At 60.4% G+C, this 14,058-nt stretch carries 13 protein-coding genes and 1 riboswitch; of the genes, 8 read left to right on the top strand and 5 right to left on the bottom strand.

The window, feature by feature from the left end; all coding sequences use genetic code 11:
• Positions 1 to 74: 74 nt before the first annotated feature.
• The 5 genes from GWQ29_RS15365 (at position 75) to GWQ29_RS15345 (ending at position 5,947) form a co-directional block, all read left to right on the top strand.
• Positions 75 to 1,259 carry an NAD(P)/FAD-dependent oxidoreductase gene (locus tag GWQ29_RS15365; protein WP_212539472.1) on the top strand — a complete coding sequence of 395 codons (1,185 nt, stop codon included), beginning with the start codon at positions 75 to 77 and terminating at the stop codon, positions 1,257 to 1,259.
• 108 nt (positions 1,260 to 1,367) lie between these two features.
• Entirely contained in the window at positions 1,368 to 2,006 is a 639-nt protein-coding gene (gene leuE / locus GWQ29_RS15360) for a leucine efflux protein LeuE (protein WP_021140185.1), read from the top strand.
• 236 nt (positions 2,007 to 2,242) lie between these two features.
• Positions 2,243 to 3,916: a sensor histidine kinase gene (locus tag GWQ29_RS15355; protein ID WP_275919782.1), complete on the top strand. Its 1,674-nt coding sequence runs from the start codon at positions 2,243 to 2,245 to the stop codon at positions 3,914 to 3,916.
• Complete coding sequence (locus GWQ29_RS15350; RefSeq protein ID WP_265422514.1) at positions 3,910 to 4,641, top strand: LytTR family DNA-binding domain-containing protein; 732 nt, start codon at positions 3,910 to 3,912, stop codon at positions 4,639 to 4,641. Before GWQ29_RS15355 ends, GWQ29_RS15350 begins: the two co-directional genes overlap by 7 nt.
• A gap of 109 nt (positions 4,642 to 4,750) precedes the next feature.
• Positions 4,751 to 5,947: an MFS transporter gene (locus tag GWQ29_RS15345; RefSeq protein ID WP_271773981.1), complete on the top strand. Its 1,197-nt coding sequence runs from the start codon at positions 4,751 to 4,753 to the stop codon at positions 5,945 to 5,947.
• Between the two features lie 79 nt (positions 5,948 to 6,026).
• Here GWQ29_RS15345 and GWQ29_RS15340 read toward each other — a convergent pair whose 3' ends face one another.
• The 4 genes from GWQ29_RS15340 to GWQ29_RS15325 all read right to left on the bottom strand — a co-directional run bounded on the left by GWQ29_RS15340 (position 6,027) and on the right by GWQ29_RS15325 (position 8,954).
• Complete coding sequence (locus tag GWQ29_RS15340) at positions 6,027 to 7,151, bottom strand: 5-(carboxyamino)imidazole ribonucleotide synthase (RefSeq protein WP_275909735.1); 1,125 nt, start codon at positions 7,149 to 7,151, stop codon at positions 6,027 to 6,029.
• Complete coding sequence (gene purE, locus GWQ29_RS15335) at positions 7,148 to 7,657, bottom strand: 5-(carboxyamino)imidazole ribonucleotide mutase (RefSeq protein WP_265422517.1); 510 nt, start codon at positions 7,655 to 7,657, stop codon at positions 7,148 to 7,150. The genes GWQ29_RS15340 and purE overlap by 4 nt, the downstream gene beginning before the upstream one ends.
• 62 nt (positions 7,658 to 7,719) lie before the next feature.
• Positions 7,720 to 8,022 carry a transcriptional regulator gene (locus GWQ29_RS15330; RefSeq protein WP_275919781.1) on the bottom strand — a complete coding sequence of 101 codons (303 nt, stop codon included), beginning with the start codon at positions 8,020 to 8,022 and terminating at the stop codon, positions 7,720 to 7,722.
• 5 nt (positions 8,023 to 8,027) lie between these two features.
• Positions 8,028 to 8,954: a sodium-dependent bicarbonate transport family permease gene (locus GWQ29_RS15325; RefSeq protein WP_005321662.1), complete on the bottom strand. Its 927-nt coding sequence runs from the start codon at positions 8,952 to 8,954 to the stop codon at positions 8,028 to 8,030.
• 111 nt (positions 8,955 to 9,065) lie between these two features.
• Here GWQ29_RS15325 and GWQ29_RS15320 point away from each other — a divergent pair, with 111 nt between their 5' ends.
• The 3 genes from GWQ29_RS15320 to murI all read left to right on the top strand — a co-directional run bounded on the left by GWQ29_RS15320 (position 9,066) and on the right by murI (position 12,978).
• Positions 9,066 to 9,968 carry a LysR family transcriptional regulator gene (locus GWQ29_RS15320; protein WP_005321658.1) on the top strand — a complete coding sequence of 301 codons (903 nt, stop codon included), beginning with the start codon at positions 9,066 to 9,068 and terminating at the stop codon, positions 9,966 to 9,968.
• Positions 9,969 to 10,004: 36 nt separating this feature from the next.
• Positions 10,005 to 10,183, top strand: a riboswitch (cobalamin riboswitch).
• A 51-nt stretch (positions 10,184 to 10,234) separates the two neighbouring features.
• Positions 10,235 to 12,070: a TonB-dependent receptor gene (locus GWQ29_RS15315; RefSeq protein ID WP_275907473.1), complete on the top strand. Its 1,836-nt coding sequence runs from the start codon at positions 10,235 to 10,237 to the stop codon at positions 12,068 to 12,070.
• Positions 12,071 to 12,186: 116 nt separating this feature from the next.
• On the top strand, positions 12,187 to 12,978 hold the full coding sequence (gene murI, locus GWQ29_RS15310) for a glutamate racemase (protein ID WP_275919780.1): 792 nt from the start codon (positions 12,187 to 12,189) through the stop codon (positions 12,976 to 12,978).
• Positions 12,979 to 12,996: 18 nt separating this feature from the next.
• Here the strand turns inward: murI and GWQ29_RS15305 are convergent, their stop codons facing one another.
• The gene (locus tag GWQ29_RS15305; protein ID WP_005321648.1) at positions 12,997 to 13,488 is read right to left on the bottom strand and encodes an RNA-binding protein; all 492 of its coding nucleotides are present in this window, start codon (positions 13,486 to 13,488) and stop codon (positions 12,997 to 12,999) included.
• Positions 13,489 to 14,058: the final 570 nt, after the last annotated feature.

The following is a 14,058-nucleotide window of genomic DNA, read 5'->3' as shown; positions in this document are numbered from 1 at the left end:
TTTTGTTTTTTATGAGTTGCCGTTGCGGTGGTTTTTTTGGTCGCGTGTTTGGCCGTCTGATGAGTAGGGCAGTGATGATGCAAGTGGATGTGGTGGTGATCGGGGCCGGTGCGGCCGGTTTGATGTGTGCCCAGCAGGCGGGTTATCGCGGGCGCTCCGTGCTGGTGCTCGACAACGCCAAGAAGCCGGGTCGCAAGATCCTCATCAGCGGTGGTGGTCGTTGCAACTTCACCAACCATCAGGCGGGGCCCCACGCCTTCCTCTCGGGCAATCCCCATTTCTGCAAATCGGCGCTGGCACGCTACACCCAGCAGGACTTCATCGACCTGGTGGACAGGCACGGGGTCAACTACCACGAGAAGACCCTGGGCCAGCTGTTCTGTGACGAGAGTGCCAAGGAGATAGTCGATGTGCTGCTCACCGAGTGCGACTGGGCTGGCGTCACCCTGCAGTTCCAGACCGAGATCCTGTCGGTCACCAGGACCGAGGCCGGTTTTGTGCTCGGTACCAGCAAGGGAGAGGTGAGCTGCCACTCTCTGGTGGTAGCCACTGGCGGCCTCTCCATGCCCAAGCTGGGCGCGACTCCTTATGGTTTCAAGCTGGCGGAGCAGTTTGGCCTCAATGTGCTGCCGACCCGCGCCGGTCTGGTGCCGTTTACCCTGCATCAAGCCGAGAAAGAGGCCTTTGCCGATCTGGCGGGCGTCAGCCTGCCGGTGGCGGTGACCGCCGAAGATGGCACCCGCTTCAAGGAGGCCATGCTGTTTACCCATCGCGGTCTCTCCGGCCCCGTCATACTGCAGATCTCCTCCTTCTGGCTGGCGGGGGAGAAGATCCATATCAACTTGCTGCCCGAGCTGGATATTCCTACGGCCCTCAAGGCATGGGCGCAGGCTCATCCTGCCCAGGAGTTGAAAACCGTGCTGGGTCGCGAGCTGCCCAAGCGTTTCGTCGACAAGCTGGTGGAGCTGGGTCAGCTCAATAGCAAACCGATGCGTCAGTACAACGAGCGAGAGCTGGAGGCCATCGCCACCCTGCTGGGGGATTGGCAGATACTGCCGAACGGCACCGAAGGCTATCGCACCGCCGAGGTGACCCTGGGCGGCGTGGATACCAACGAGCTCTCCTCCAAGACCATGGAGGCGCGCAAGGTGCCTGGTCTCTACTTTATCGGCGAGGTGGTGGACGTGACCGGCTGGCTCGGGGGCTATAACTTCCAGTGGGCCTGGTCTTCCGGCTGGGTGGCCGGCCAGTACTGCTGATCTGCGACGGCCCGGTTTCCGGTGGCAGGAAAATTGGTATAGAGTGGCAGTTCACTATTTTATCCGGTGGGGCTGCCTGCCTGTTCTTGTTTGCTGGCGAGGTGGAAGATGTTTGAGAGCCTGGGTGTCGTCAATGTCTGGACCTATCTGGTCGGTCTCTTCTTCATCATCATAGCGCCGGGCCCCAACTCCCTTTATGTGCTGCGCACCGGCGCGAGCCGTGGCGTAGGTCCCGGTTATCGGGCGGCGCTCGGCGTCTTCGTCGGCGATGCCATCCTGATCTTCTGCGCCTACCTGGGGGTGGCCTCTCTCATCCGTACCACGCCCCTGCTGTTTACTCTGGTGCGCTACCTCGGCGCCATCTACCTGCTCTATCTGGGGGTGAAGATACTGCACGCCAATTTTGTCGCCAAGCGGGAAGGGCAGGAGTCGGTGGTGGACCCGGGCGAGCGTTACTTCTCCAAGGCGCTGACCCTGAGCCTCACCAATCCCAAGGCGATCCTGTTTTACGTCTCTTTCTTCGTGCAGTTCATCGATTTCAACTATGCCCACACCTGGCTCTCCTATCTGGTGCTGGCGGGCATGCTGGAGGCCATGAGCTTCGTCTATCTGACCCTGCTGATCTTTGGTGGCACCCTGATGGCCCGCTTCTTCCGCCAGCGACAAACCGCCGCTCGCCTCGGCAATGGCCTCATCGGCCTCTTCTTCATGGGATTTGCCGCCCGGCTCGCCACCATCTCTTCCTGATCCCCCACCGGATGCGCTCATCGGACTGGCCGATGAGCGTTTCTGGCCATCTCGCATCCCGATGCTCCCTTGGGCGCCCGCCTGAGGTAAACTACGGCGCCCAAAAGGGGACGCCTGTGCGGATGCTGTTCGCCCGCCAGACGGCGCAGGGATGACCTCCCCTGGCTTTCATGGTCAGCAGACAATTGGCTTATACATCTCATAGTGCGCCCTGGTGGCCAGAGGCGGGAGGGTCCATGCTCGAAAATCAGATGATGTTGTTGGCGGTGTTTGAACGGGCGGCGCTGATGCTGATGACCCTGTTCTTTCTGACCCGTACAAGACCGTTCCAGCGGTTGTTCCAGAAGCGTGATCACACCCCGGCCGAGCTGGTGCTGGTCGCCTCCATCTTCGGCCTGTTCGCCGTGTTCAGTACCTACACCGGCATTCCGGTGGAGGGGGCGCTGATCAACGTGCGGATCATCGCCATCATCTCGGGCGGCATACTGTTCGGCCCCTGGGTCGGAATTCCGGCCGGGATCATCTCGGGGCTGCACCGCTACCTCATCGACATGGATGGCCACACCTCGATCCCCTGTCTCATCGCCAGCATCATTGCCGGTCTGCTCGCCACCTGGTTGCACCTGCGCTGCCGCAAGTCGCGACTCTGGCTCTACGGCATACTGGCGGGCATGTTGTGCGAGGGGCTGACCATGTTGCTGATCTGGCTGTTGACCGAACCTCATGAGGTGGGGGTGGAGATCGTCAGTCACATCGCCTATCCGATGATCGCCGGGGCACTCTGTATCGGGCTCATCATCAAGCTGGTGCAGGATCTGGATGACGAGAAGGAGCTGATTGCCGCCAAGCAGGCCAAGCTGGCCCTCGACATCGCCAACAAGACACTGCCCTTCTTCCAGAAGGTCGATCGCCACTCCCTTGGCCAGGTGTGCGGCGTCATCTGCAATGAGATCCATGCCGATGCGGTAGCCATCACAGATACCCGCGACGTGCTGGCCTACGTGGGGGTGGGCAAGGATTACTATGAGCTGGACGAGCACCATGCCATCAGCGACATGACCCAGCGGGCCGTGTTGCTGGACCAGATCATCATCAACAACGATCTGCGCCAGTATCATTTGTCAGATTTTCACTCTGTCATCATTATTCCGCTGCGGGAAAACGGCGCGGTCAGCGGCACCCTCAAGATCTACTATCGCCGCACCCACAGCATTACCAGTTCTCTGAGAGAGATGGCGGTGGGCCTCTCCCAGCTCATCTCCACCCAGATGGAGGTGTCGCGCATCGAGCAGTTGAAAGAGATGACCCGCAAGGCGGAGTTCACCGCCCTGCAGAGCAAGATCAACCCGCACTTCCTGTTCAATGCCCTCAACGCCATTTCATCCTTGATCCGCATTCGTCCCCAGCAGGCGCGTCAGCTCATCGCCAATCTGGCGGACTATCTGCGCTACAACCTCAACAAGGGGGACGAGCTCATCGACATTCAGGAGGAGCTGCAGCAGGTGCGCGATTACATCGCCATCGAGCAGGCCCGCTTTGGTGACAAACTGGAGGTGGTGTTCGAGGTGGACGACGTCCACATCCAGGTGCCGAGCCTGCTGTTGCAGCCGCTGGTGGAAAACGCCATCCTGCACGGCATCCAGCCCCGCAGTGCGCCGGGCCGGGTCACCATCGAGGTGAAGCAGCTGGCGGGGGGGATTCGGGTGGCTGTACGCGATACAGGTTACGGCATCAGTCAGGCGGTGATCGATGGCGTGGCCGCCGGTCGGGTGGAAAGCCGCAGCATAGGGCTGATGAACGTTCATCAGCGGGTCAAGCTGTTGTACGGTGACGGCCTGCAGCTAAGGCGGCTGGAACCGGGTACCGAAGTCTGTTTCTATCTGCCGGATCAGGAGGCGATGCCATGTTGAAAGCCATTATTGTCGAAGATGAATATCTGGCCCGGGAGGAGTTGGCCTATCTGGTGGGCCAGCATAGCCAGATTGAGATAGTGGCGAGTTTCGAGGACGGGCTGGAGGCGTTCAAATACCTGCAGGATCACGAGGTGGACGTGGTGTTTCTGGATATCCAGATCCCCTCCATCGACGGCCTGCTGCTGGCCAAGAACCTGCACAAGTCGAGCCATCCGCCCCACATCGTCTTCGTCACCGCCTACAAGGAGTTCGCGGTGGAGGCGTTCGAGCTGGAGGCGTTCGATTACATCCTCAAACCCTACAACGAGCCGCGCATCATCAATCTGCTGCAAAAGCTCGAGCTGGCGGGCAAGTCTCAACCGGTGCCGGGTGTCGAGGGGAGCAGCCCGCAGAATCGCACCGTCAATCTGGTGAAGGGGGAGCGCATCATAGTCACCCCCTGCGAGCAGATTTACTACGCGGAAGCGGACGAAAAGCTGACCTATGTCTATACCCGCACCGATCGCTACGTGATGAACATGACCATCAGCGAGTTTGTCAGCCGGCTGCCTGCGGAGGGCTTCTTCCGTTGCCACCGATCCTACTGCGTCAACATCAACAAGATCCGCGAGATAGTGCCCTGGTTCAACAGTACCTATCTCATCCGGCTCCATGATCTGCCGTTCGAGGTGCCGGTCAGTCGCAGCAACATCAAGGCGTTCCGTCAGCTGATGCGGCTCTGATTGTCATTCATTCCTGCCGATCTGCATTTCATGCCTTAATCGGCTGGCACGAGCTGCGTCTTGCCTATAGTGGCCTCAATTTCCTTAAGGCCATCGACCGAGACGCATCATGACCAAAGAGATGAACCGCACCCGGTACCTCACCCTGATAGGTACCATCATTACCCAGTTTGCGCTGGGTTCCGTCTACACCTGGAGCCTGTTCAACGCCCAGCTCTCCGACAAGCTGGACGAGCCGGTCAGCCAGGTGGCGTTTGCCTTTGGTCTGCTCAGCCTGTCGTTGGCGGTCGCCTCTTCCATGGCGGGCAAGTTGCAGGAGCGGTTCGGGGTGCGCAATGTCACCCTGGGGGCCGGCGTGCTGCTTGGCATCGGCTTCTTCCTCACCGCCCACGCCAGCAATCTGGCCATGCTCTACCTCTGCGCCGGTATTCTGGTGGGGTTTGCCGACGGTACCGGCTACCTGATGACGCTCTCCAACTGCGTGAAGTGGTTCCCGGAGCGCAAGGGGCTCATCTCCGCCTGCTCCATCGGCGCCTATGGCCTGGGCAGCCTCGGCTTCAAGTACATCAACCTGCTGCTGCTCTCCAACAACGGCCTGGAAGCGACCTTCCAGCTGTGGGGGCTGATCGCCATGTCCATGGTGCTGGTTGGCGGCATGCTGATGAAGGATGCACCCAAGCAGGCCGCTTCGGCGCAGCAGACCGAGAGCCGTGATTTCACCCTGGCCGAGGCGATGCGCAAGCCGCAGTACTGGATGCTGGCGCTGATGTTCCTCACCGCCTGCATGAGCGGCCTCTACGTCATCGGCGTGGCCAAGGATATCGGCGAGAACATGGTGGGTCTGTCGACTGCGGTGGCTGCCAATGCGGTCGCGGTGATCGCCATGGCCAACCTGGGTGGTCGACTGGTGCTGGGCATTCTGTCCGACAAGATGTCCCGCATCCGGGTCATCACCATAGCCCAGCTGATCACCCTCGGTGGCATGGGATTGCTGCTGTTCGTGCCGCTCAATGCCAATCTCTTCTTCGTGGCGGTGGCCTGCGTGGCCTTCAGCTTCGGCGGCACCATTACAGTCTACCCCTCCCTAGTGAGCGACTTCTTCGGTCTCAACAACCTGACCAAGAACTATGGCGTCATCTATCTGGGCTTTGGTCTGGGCAGCATCATAGGCTCCATCGTGGCCTCCCTGTTCGGCGGCTTTATGGCGACCTTCAACCTGATCCTGGTGCTGATGGTGGTGGCCCTGGTGCTCTCCCTGACCATCCGCTTGCCGGCGCCTGTCGTGGTATCCGCCGACAGGGCCTGATCCCTCATTCCATTGTGATGACATCATGAAAAAGAAGACCCGGGCTTGGCCCGGGTCTTTGCATTCAAGGGAGTGCAGCTCAGCGTGGGGGCAGCCCCAGCAGGCTGCGTACATGGCGGCTAGTATCCTCCACCGTGGGCCAGTCACGGCCTGTGATGGTGACATGACCCATCTTGCGGCCGGGGCGAGCCTCGCCCTTGCCATAGAGATGCAGGTGCACTCCGGGCAGGGCCAGCACCCCTGCCCAGTCTGGTGTGCCCCCGTGCCAGAGATCCCCGAGCAGATTGATCAGGATGGCGGGTCGCACCTCGGCTTTTGCCGGCAGCGGCAGATCGCACAGGGCGCGCACCTGCAACTCGAACTGGCTGCACTCGGCATTGTCGAGGCTGGGGTGACCCGAGTTGTGGGGGCGGGGCGCCATCTCGTTGACCAACAGCCGACCTTCCACCAGAAAAAACTCCACCGTCAGCACGCCGACGTAGTCGAGCGCCGCGATCAGCCGCTCGGCGATGTCTTTCGCCTCAGCCTCCAGCGCAGGGACATTTGCCGGGGAGCGGGTTTGATCGAGAATGCCGCCACTGTGCCAGTTCTGCACCAGAGGCAGGGCGCTGATGGCACCGCTCGGGCTGCGGGCCAGGGTGAGGGCAAACTCCCCTTCCAGCGGCAGGCGTTTTTCCAGTACGCAAGGTACGCCGCTGGCGGTCAGCGCGCTTGCCAGCTCATCCAGATTGCCGACCTGCCACTGGCCCTTGCCGTCGTACCCCTCGCGGGCGGTCTTGAGGATGGCGGGGAACAGCTCCGCACCCAGAGGGGGGAGTGGCTCATCCGGCAGCAGAGTCAGGTAGGGAGCCACAGGCACACAGGCACGGGTCAGAAAGGCTTTTTCCTCCCGTCGATCCTGACAGATCCTGACCGGGCTGGCCGTCGGGCGTACCGGTAACTGCTGTTCCAGCAGCGCCAGAGAGGGGGCCGGTACGTTCTCGAACTCGCAGGTGACTGCGGCGCAGCGGCTGGCCAGATCGTGCAGGGCTGCCTGGTCGTCATAGGGGGCGACAATATGGTGATCGGCTGCGGCGCCAGCGATGCTGGCTGGGTCGGGATCCAGCACCACCACCTTGTAGCCGAGGCGGTGGGCGGCCATCACGAAGTAGCGGCCAAGCTGGCCGCCGCCGAGCATGCCCAGGGTGGCGGGTGGCAGTATCATGCCGGGTCCTCCAGTTGCAGAGCCAGCACCCGGTCACGCTCGTTGGCGCGGAAGTCGTCGAGCTGTTGCTGGTAGCGGGGGGCCTCGCCATCTTGGGTGACCGACAGTAATGAGACCGCGAACAGGGCGGCGTTGGCGGCCCCCGCCTCGCCGATGGCGAAGGTGGCGACCGGCACCCCCTTGGGCATCTGCACTATGGAGAGCAGGGAGTCCATCCCCTTGAGGTGGCGCGAGGGGATGGGCACCCCCAGCACGGGCACAGTGGTCTTGGCGGCGACCATGCCCGGCAGGTGTGCGGCGCCGCCGGCCCCGGCGATGATGGCCCGCAGGCCGCGATCGCGGGCGCTGGCGGCATACTCGAACAGCAGGTCCGGGGTGCGGTGGGCCGAGACCACCCGCGCTTCGTAGGGCACGCCGTGTTCCTTGAGGATGCGGGCTGCCGCCTGCAGCACGGGCCAGTCGGAGTCGGAGCCCATTACCAGGCCGATCAGGGGAGGGGTGTTCATTTTTCTGGTTCCTTGCTGTTAAACGTTTGCTTTCGTTAGACAAAAAGAGCCGGCAAGCCGGCTCAGAATTTTTCGGGTCGCACGATTTCGACCGGTTGCAGAAAGCCGATCATGGCGTAGTCGGGGTAGTAGCGACTCTGCAGGTGGGCGAGTAGTCGTTCCGCCTGCTCGCGGCTGCAAATCGCCTCCAGCCTGATGTTGCCGCTCTCGCTCCAGCTGGCGTTGCGCTCGCCGTGATCGCCTCGTCCGCGTGCATCCGTGATGGTGTAGCCCCGCAGCCCTTCCCGGGTCAGGGTGCGCAGCAGGGTGGGTTCCAGATTTGCTTCCGTGATGACGGTCAGCAGGGTACGGGTCTCGGTCTGCATGATGGCTACTCCGTGAAGTGGCGGGCCCAGCTGTGGTAGAGCGGGATCCCCAGCATGATGTTGAAGGGGAAGGTGACGCCCAGCACGGCGCTGAGGGACAACCCCGGGTTGGCCTGAGGCACGGCGATGCGCAAGGTCGCTGGCACGGCAATATAGGAGGCGCTGGCCGCCAGGGTGGCCAGCAGGGTGAGTCCGCCAAGGGAGAGCCCCATCAGCTTGCCGACCGTCAACCCCAGTCCTGCCGAGGCGAGCGGCATCAGCAGGGCGAAGCCGAGCAGAAACAGGCCATGGCGGCGCAGATCCTGGCACTGGCGTGCCACTATCAAACCCATCTCAAGCAGGAAGAGGGCGAGCGCCCCTTTGAACAGATCCACAAAAAGGGGTTTGAGGGGGGCTATGCCTTGCGGCCCGGCCAGATAGCCGATGGCCATGCCACCGAGTAGCAGGGTCACCCCCTTGCCGAGGAAAGTTTCATGGGCCAGCATGCGCCAGCGGGTCTGGCGGCTCACCCCGCGCGCCAGCATTATGCCCACCAGGATGGCCGGGATTTCCATCACAGCCAGGAAGATGGAGAGCTGGGATTCGAAGCTGATGCCGCGCTCGGTGAGCCAGTTTACCCCGACTGCGAAGGTCGCCACGCTGACCGAGCCGTAGTGGGCTGCGGTGGCGGCGGCATCGATCCGGTTCATCTTGATGCGCAACAGGGCAAAGCCTGCCAGGGTTTGCACCACACCGAGCAGTATCACCAGGGCGAGTTGTGGCAGCAGTGGCAACAAGGATTGCTGGGCCAGGCCCACACCGCCTTTGAGGCCGATGGCCAGCAGCAGGAAGAGGGAGAGGGTGTCATAGAGTGCGGGGGGCAACTTGAGCTCGGATCGCACCAGACCGGCCAGCAGGCCAAACAGGAAAAAGAGTACAACAACATCCAGCATGAGGGGTCGCAGGAGGCAATTCACAGGGTGCTTGCATGCTAGAGTGCATGATGCTTCGATAAAATCAGATTTTGATTGATGATTGTTCGGCAAAAACTGATAGGAACCCGGATGCTCAACTACAAACAACTCTATTACTTCTGGCATGTGGCGCGCAGCGGCAGCGTGACACGGGCCGCCGAACAGCTTCATCTCACTCCGCAAACCATTAGTGGTCAGGTCGCGGAGCTGGAGCTGTCTCTCGGGGTGGCGCTGTTCAGCCGGGAGGGGAGGCGGCTCGTCTTGACGGCTGCGGGGCGCCAGGCACTTGAGCAGGCCGGCGCCATCTTTTCGCTGGGGGCCGAGCTGGAACACACACTGCGCCACGCCAGCCAGGAGCTGACCATGCAGGTGGGGATTGCCGACTCGGTGCCTCGCACCCTGGCGTTTGAGCTGCTGGCACCGGCCATGGCGCTGGCGACGCCGGTGCGGTTGATCTGCCATGAAGAGCGGGCCGAGCAGCTATTCAGCGAGCTGGCCAGACACAAGCTGGATATGGTGCTGATCGATCGCCCACTGCCACCAGATAGTGGCGTACGTGGCTACAACCATGAACTGGGACGCAGCCCGCTGGCACTGTTTGCGAGCCCGGCGCTGGCGGCTCGTGCCCGTTCGGGGTTTCCCGCCTCTTTGGAAGGGCTGCCGCTGCTTATCCCCGGCGAGAAGTCGGCGACCCATGATCGGCTGCTGGCCTGGTATCGCCAGCAGGGAATACATCCCCATCTGGTCGGCCAGTTTGACGACTCGACCCTGATGAAGTCGTTCGGCAAGGCGGGCATGGGGATTTTTCCCGCCCCCCTTGCGATGCGTGACGAGATTGAGCGCCTCTATGGTGTCGAGCGGATTGCCACTTTGCCCGAGGTCACGCTCTCCTATTATCTGGTCTCTGCTGGCCGTCACCTCTCCCATCCCGGTGTACAGGCGGTGATGGAGGGAGCCAGGCAGCGGCTGGTGGAGCTGGAAAAGCAGAAATAGAAATCTGGATGGCTATACATCCAATCTGGCTCTGCCTATAATCCCCTCCGCTTTGGCGCATCATGCTTAATAGGGAATCCGGTGAAAATCCGGAGCTGGCGCGCAGCGGTAAGGGGGAACGAAGCGACATCAGGGCACTGCCGTCAGGTGGGAAGCCGTCGCCGTAGGCCATCAGCCCCCCAGCCCGAAGACCTGCCAAAGTTCGTATTTCGGGCCGAGAGAAACCGGCCACGAAGTAGATGCTTACGCGAACTTAAGGATCTCTCATGTCCAAGAAATTATTGGTGGCTGCCCTGTTGCCAACGGCGGCCTTCGCCCAGACGACCATCCCCGTCAATCCTACCCTGGTGATCACCGCCAATCGGGTGGAACAACCCATCAGCTCGGTACTGGCACCCGTTGTGGTGATCGACCGCGCCGAGATCGAATCCCGTCAGGTGCAGAGCCTGCCAGCGCTGTTGAAGACGTTGCCGGGTGTGCAGATCACCACGCTAGGTGGGCGAGGGCACATGAGCAGCCTGTTCATCCGCGGTACCAACTCCAACCATTCGCTGGTGCTGATGAATGGGCGCCCCATCGCCGCCATGGTGGCCGGCACACCAGACCTCAGCCAGATCCCGCTGGGCAATATCGAGCGCATCGAGTACATCCGGGGTCCGCGCGCTGCTGTCTATGGCGCAGATGCCATCGGTGGCGTCATCAACCTCATCACCAAAACTTCCGCCAAGAATGGCAGCGAGACCCATCTTAAGGGTGGTGTGGGCAGCAATGGTTACGGCCAGGGTCAGGTGCGTACCGTGCAGGCCCTGGGTCAGCAGACCGACATGAATATGATGATCGGCTACGAGCGTACCGATGGTTTCGATGTGGTGGCCAATGCCCAGCAGCCGGATCGGGATGGCTTCGACAGTCTGAACGGCCAGTTCGGGTTGAATCATGCGTTCAGTGATGCCTGGAGTGGGGACTTCAACGCCCAGGGTTATGACAACCAGACCGAGATGGATGATGCCTATCAGTCGGCTGACCAGAGCCGGGTACAGGCCTTCCAGTATGATGGCGGTCTCAAGTTCCAGAGCGAGACGCTGACCAGCCGGCTTGAGGCCAGCTATGGCGAGAACAAGCTGAAGAGCTGGCTGGAGAGCAAGGGGGAATCCAGCGCCCAGCCGATCCACACCGGCTTGACCCGTTTCTCCTGGATCAACAGCTGGAGCGGCGTCGAGGGACTCAACCTGACTGGTGGTGCCGACTGGCAGCAGGAGCAGTTGAAATCCGACTCGCGCAGCTCTGGTCAGGCGTTCAATGCCCCCGACCGAGACAACACAGGTCTGTTTGCGGTGGGCAGCTACCGCTGGCAGGCCCTGCTGTGGGAGCTCTCTGGCCGTACCGATGACAACAAGCAGTATGGCCGTCACAACACCTGGTCTGCCGCCAGCGGGCTGGACATAGATAACAACCACAATGTACGGCTCAGTTATGGCACCGGCTTCAAGGCGCCGACCTTCCTCGACCTCTACTATCCCGGTTATGAGAATCCGGATTTGAAGCCGGAAGAGAGCAAGAACCTGGAGCTGGGCTTTGCGGGTCGTTATACCGGTTGGGACTGGTCGCTCAACCTCTATCGCAACAAGATCAAGAACCTGATTGCCTGTCAGAGTGCGTTCTCCACCTGCAAGCCGGACAACACGGATGCCGAGATCCGCGGCGTGGAAGTGGCGCTGGGTCTGGAAACCGGACCGCTCCATCACGACGTCAGCTTCGATTACACCCGGGCCGAAGACAAGAACGATGGAGATCAGCAACTGCTGCGCCGCGCCAAGCAGAAAGCCAGCTGGCTGACTCAGGTGCAGCTGGGCCCGGTCGATCTCTCCACCGAGCTGCTCTATGTGGGCAAGCGGGATGACAAGAACTTCAGCAGCTTCCCTGCAGAGCGGGTGGAACTGGGTTCCTACACCCTGATCAATCTGGGGGCCAGCTATGGGGTAACGCCTCAGTTCACGCTGGGTGGCCGCATCGACAATCTGTTTGATCGCGACTATGCCCCGGCCTATGGCTATGCATCGGCGGGTACCGAGTTCAAGCTGACGGCGGACTACCGTCTCTGATCGCCAGCGCTGCTATATATAGAAGAGAAAAAGCGAGGCCCTGCCATTGGCAGGGCCTTTTCTATTGGCGGCAGGCGGGAGTATGATCGCTGCCTTGCACCAAAGGGGGAGGTCAGGTGGCCAATATTCTAGTGTTCGACTCCGGCATGGGTGGCTTGACCATCTATCGCGAGATCCGCCGTGCGCTGCCGGCACACAACTACTTCTATTGTTTTGACAATGCCAACTTCCCCTATGGTGAGCTGAGCGAGTCAGCGTTGATTGCTGCCTGCACCCGTCTGGTCAGTCACATGGTGGCCGAGCATGCCATCGATCTGGTGGTGATTGCCTGCAATACGGCCAGCACCATAGCCCTGCCATCCTTGCGGGCCGCCCTGACCATTCCAGTTGTCGGCGTGGTGCCTGCCATCAAACCGGCTGCAGCCCTGACCCGCAATGGGTGTATCGGGCTGCTGGCGACCCCGGGCACCGTCAGCCGTGAATATACTCATCACCTCATTACCCAGTTTGCCCCGGGCAAGCGGGTGTTGCTCAAGGGCGCGACTGAACTGGTGATCGAAGCCGAGCACAAGCTGGCGGGACGGCCGGTAAACATGGCGCTGTTGCAGAAGGTGCTGACGGGCTGGATGGAAGGAGAGGAAAGGCCGGATACATTGGTGCTGGGTTGCACCCACTTCCCGCTGCTCAATGACGAGATCCGGCAATTGATGCCAGGATGTCAGCTGGTGGATTCAGGGAGCGCTGTGGCAAGACGGGTGGCACATCTATTGGCTACCGTGGCTGAGCAGCCTTCGCAAGCCGTGGTGCAGGCCAGGGCATATTGCACCCGACTAGATGCACAAGCCCAAAAATTGACAGCCCCCTTGCAAGCTTGGGGGCTGTCATCACTCGAAGAGGTGCGGTACTAACTCGTGACCGCCAGGGGATCAGGCATCGACTTCGCTGCCTTCTCTCTCATCTTTATCCCGCTTGTCGTTGGCTTCACGTACCTTGAGGGTACGCTGCTGATACTCCTTGTCATTGAGCACGGCGATGGCCTTGGCGGCATCGGCGGCTGGCATCTCCACAAAACCAAACCCTCTGCGTTTGCCGGTGGCCTTGTCCTTCATCAGACGGACAGAGATCACCTGTCCCTGTTCGGCAAACAGTTCACGCACGGCAATCTCGTTGGCGCGATACGGCAGGTTGCCTACATATAAGGTGCAAGTCTCTTGACCAGAGGCCAGCTCGCCTGCGGCGGCTGGTGTCCGCTTAAGGAACAGCGGCACGATGAAACCACCGATGGCCAGACCCACAGCAAAAATCACTTCGGCTTTCAAAGAAAACTGCAGAGCCTGGGCAACCAGATAACCAACCAGCGCCAACACCAGGGCAAGGATGGCAGCCTGCACATAAACGGGAAACTTGGATAAATTCATCTTTAAAGACCTTTTGTAAATGAAAGCAAAAAAGGTGCAACACTCTATTCACCTCCATGGTAACCAGCTTTCCAGCCGGGCGCTACCATGGACCACTTGGGACACATTATCCGTTCCAGTATGGCATTCCCCAATGGGGGAAGGCGCACTTAAATGACGATAAAACAGGACTGAAATCATCAGGTTGTGGATAACACTGTATATATACACTGAGTAAGCTGTTTCTAATTGGATAATTTGAAGTTTCCGTGACTTTCTTCAAAAAAAGCCTTGTCATCGTGATCCTGCTCCCTATAATGCGCCCCTACCAGCACGGCGGAACACGCCAACCTGATGAGCCCGCTTCCTTGCGAAGCCGGCGCCGAAAGAAAAGCGAAAACAACCGCTTGACTTTCGAAGTGAGGAGCGTAATATGCGCCTCCTCAACGCGACAAGCGTGACGTTCTTTAACAATTTGAATCAAGCAATCTGTGTGGGCACTCACAGCATCGAACATCAAACAATTTTGTTGATTTTCAATGTCTGGTGAAGTGACCAAGACGATTTCTTAGCAATAAGAAGTCGAACAGT

The sequence above is a fragment of the Aeromonas sp. 2HA2 genome, assembly GCF_029237345.1.
Taxonomy (GTDB): Bacteria; Pseudomonadota; Gammaproteobacteria; order Enterobacterales; family Aeromonadaceae; genus Aeromonas; species Aeromonas salmonicida.
The sequence above is the reverse complement of the archived record's forward strand: the minus strand, read 5'-3'. Positions and strand labels throughout refer to the sequence as shown.

Excerpts from the sequence above, each read along its gene's own strand:
- GWQ29_RS15365 (WP_212539472.1), top strand. The coding sequence starts at position 75 with ATGATGCAAGTGGATGTGGTGGTGATCGGGGCCGGTGCGGCCGGTTTG.
- leuE (WP_021140185.1), top strand. The coding sequence starts at position 1,368 with ATGTTTGAGAGCCTGGGTGTCGTCAATGTCTGGACCTATCTGGTCGGT.
- GWQ29_RS15355 (WP_275919782.1), top strand. The coding sequence starts at position 2,243 with ATGCTCGAAAATCAGATGATGTTGTTGGCGGTGTTTGAACGGGCGGCG.
- GWQ29_RS15350 (WP_265422514.1), top strand. The coding sequence starts at position 3,910 with ATGTTGAAAGCCATTATTGTCGAAGATGAATATCTGGCCCGGGAGGAG.
- GWQ29_RS15345 (WP_271773981.1), top strand. The coding sequence starts at position 4,751 with ATGACCAAAGAGATGAACCGCACCCGGTACCTCACCCTGATAGGTACC.
- GWQ29_RS15340 (WP_275909735.1), bottom strand. The coding sequence starts at position 7,151 with ATGATACTGCCACCCGCCACCCTGGGCATGCTCGGCGGCGGCCAGCTT.
- purE (WP_265422517.1), bottom strand. The coding sequence starts at position 7,657 with ATGAACACCCCTCCCCTGATCGGCCTGGTAATGGGCTCCGACTCCGAC.
- GWQ29_RS15330 (WP_275919781.1), bottom strand. The coding sequence starts at position 8,022 with ATGCAGACCGAGACCCGTACCCTGCTGACCGTCATCACGGAAGCAAAT.
- GWQ29_RS15325 (WP_005321662.1), bottom strand. The coding sequence starts at position 8,954 with ATGCTGGATGTTGTTGTACTCTTTTTCCTGTTTGGCCTGCTGGCCGGT.
- GWQ29_RS15320 (WP_005321658.1), top strand. The coding sequence starts at position 9,066 with ATGCTCAACTACAAACAACTCTATTACTTCTGGCATGTGGCGCGCAGC.
- GWQ29_RS15315 (WP_275907473.1), top strand. The coding sequence starts at position 10,235 with ATGTCCAAGAAATTATTGGTGGCTGCCCTGTTGCCAACGGCGGCCTTC.
- GWQ29_RS15305 (WP_005321648.1), bottom strand. The coding sequence starts at position 13,488 with ATGAATTTATCCAAGTTTCCCGTTTATGTGCAGGCTGCCATCCTTGCC.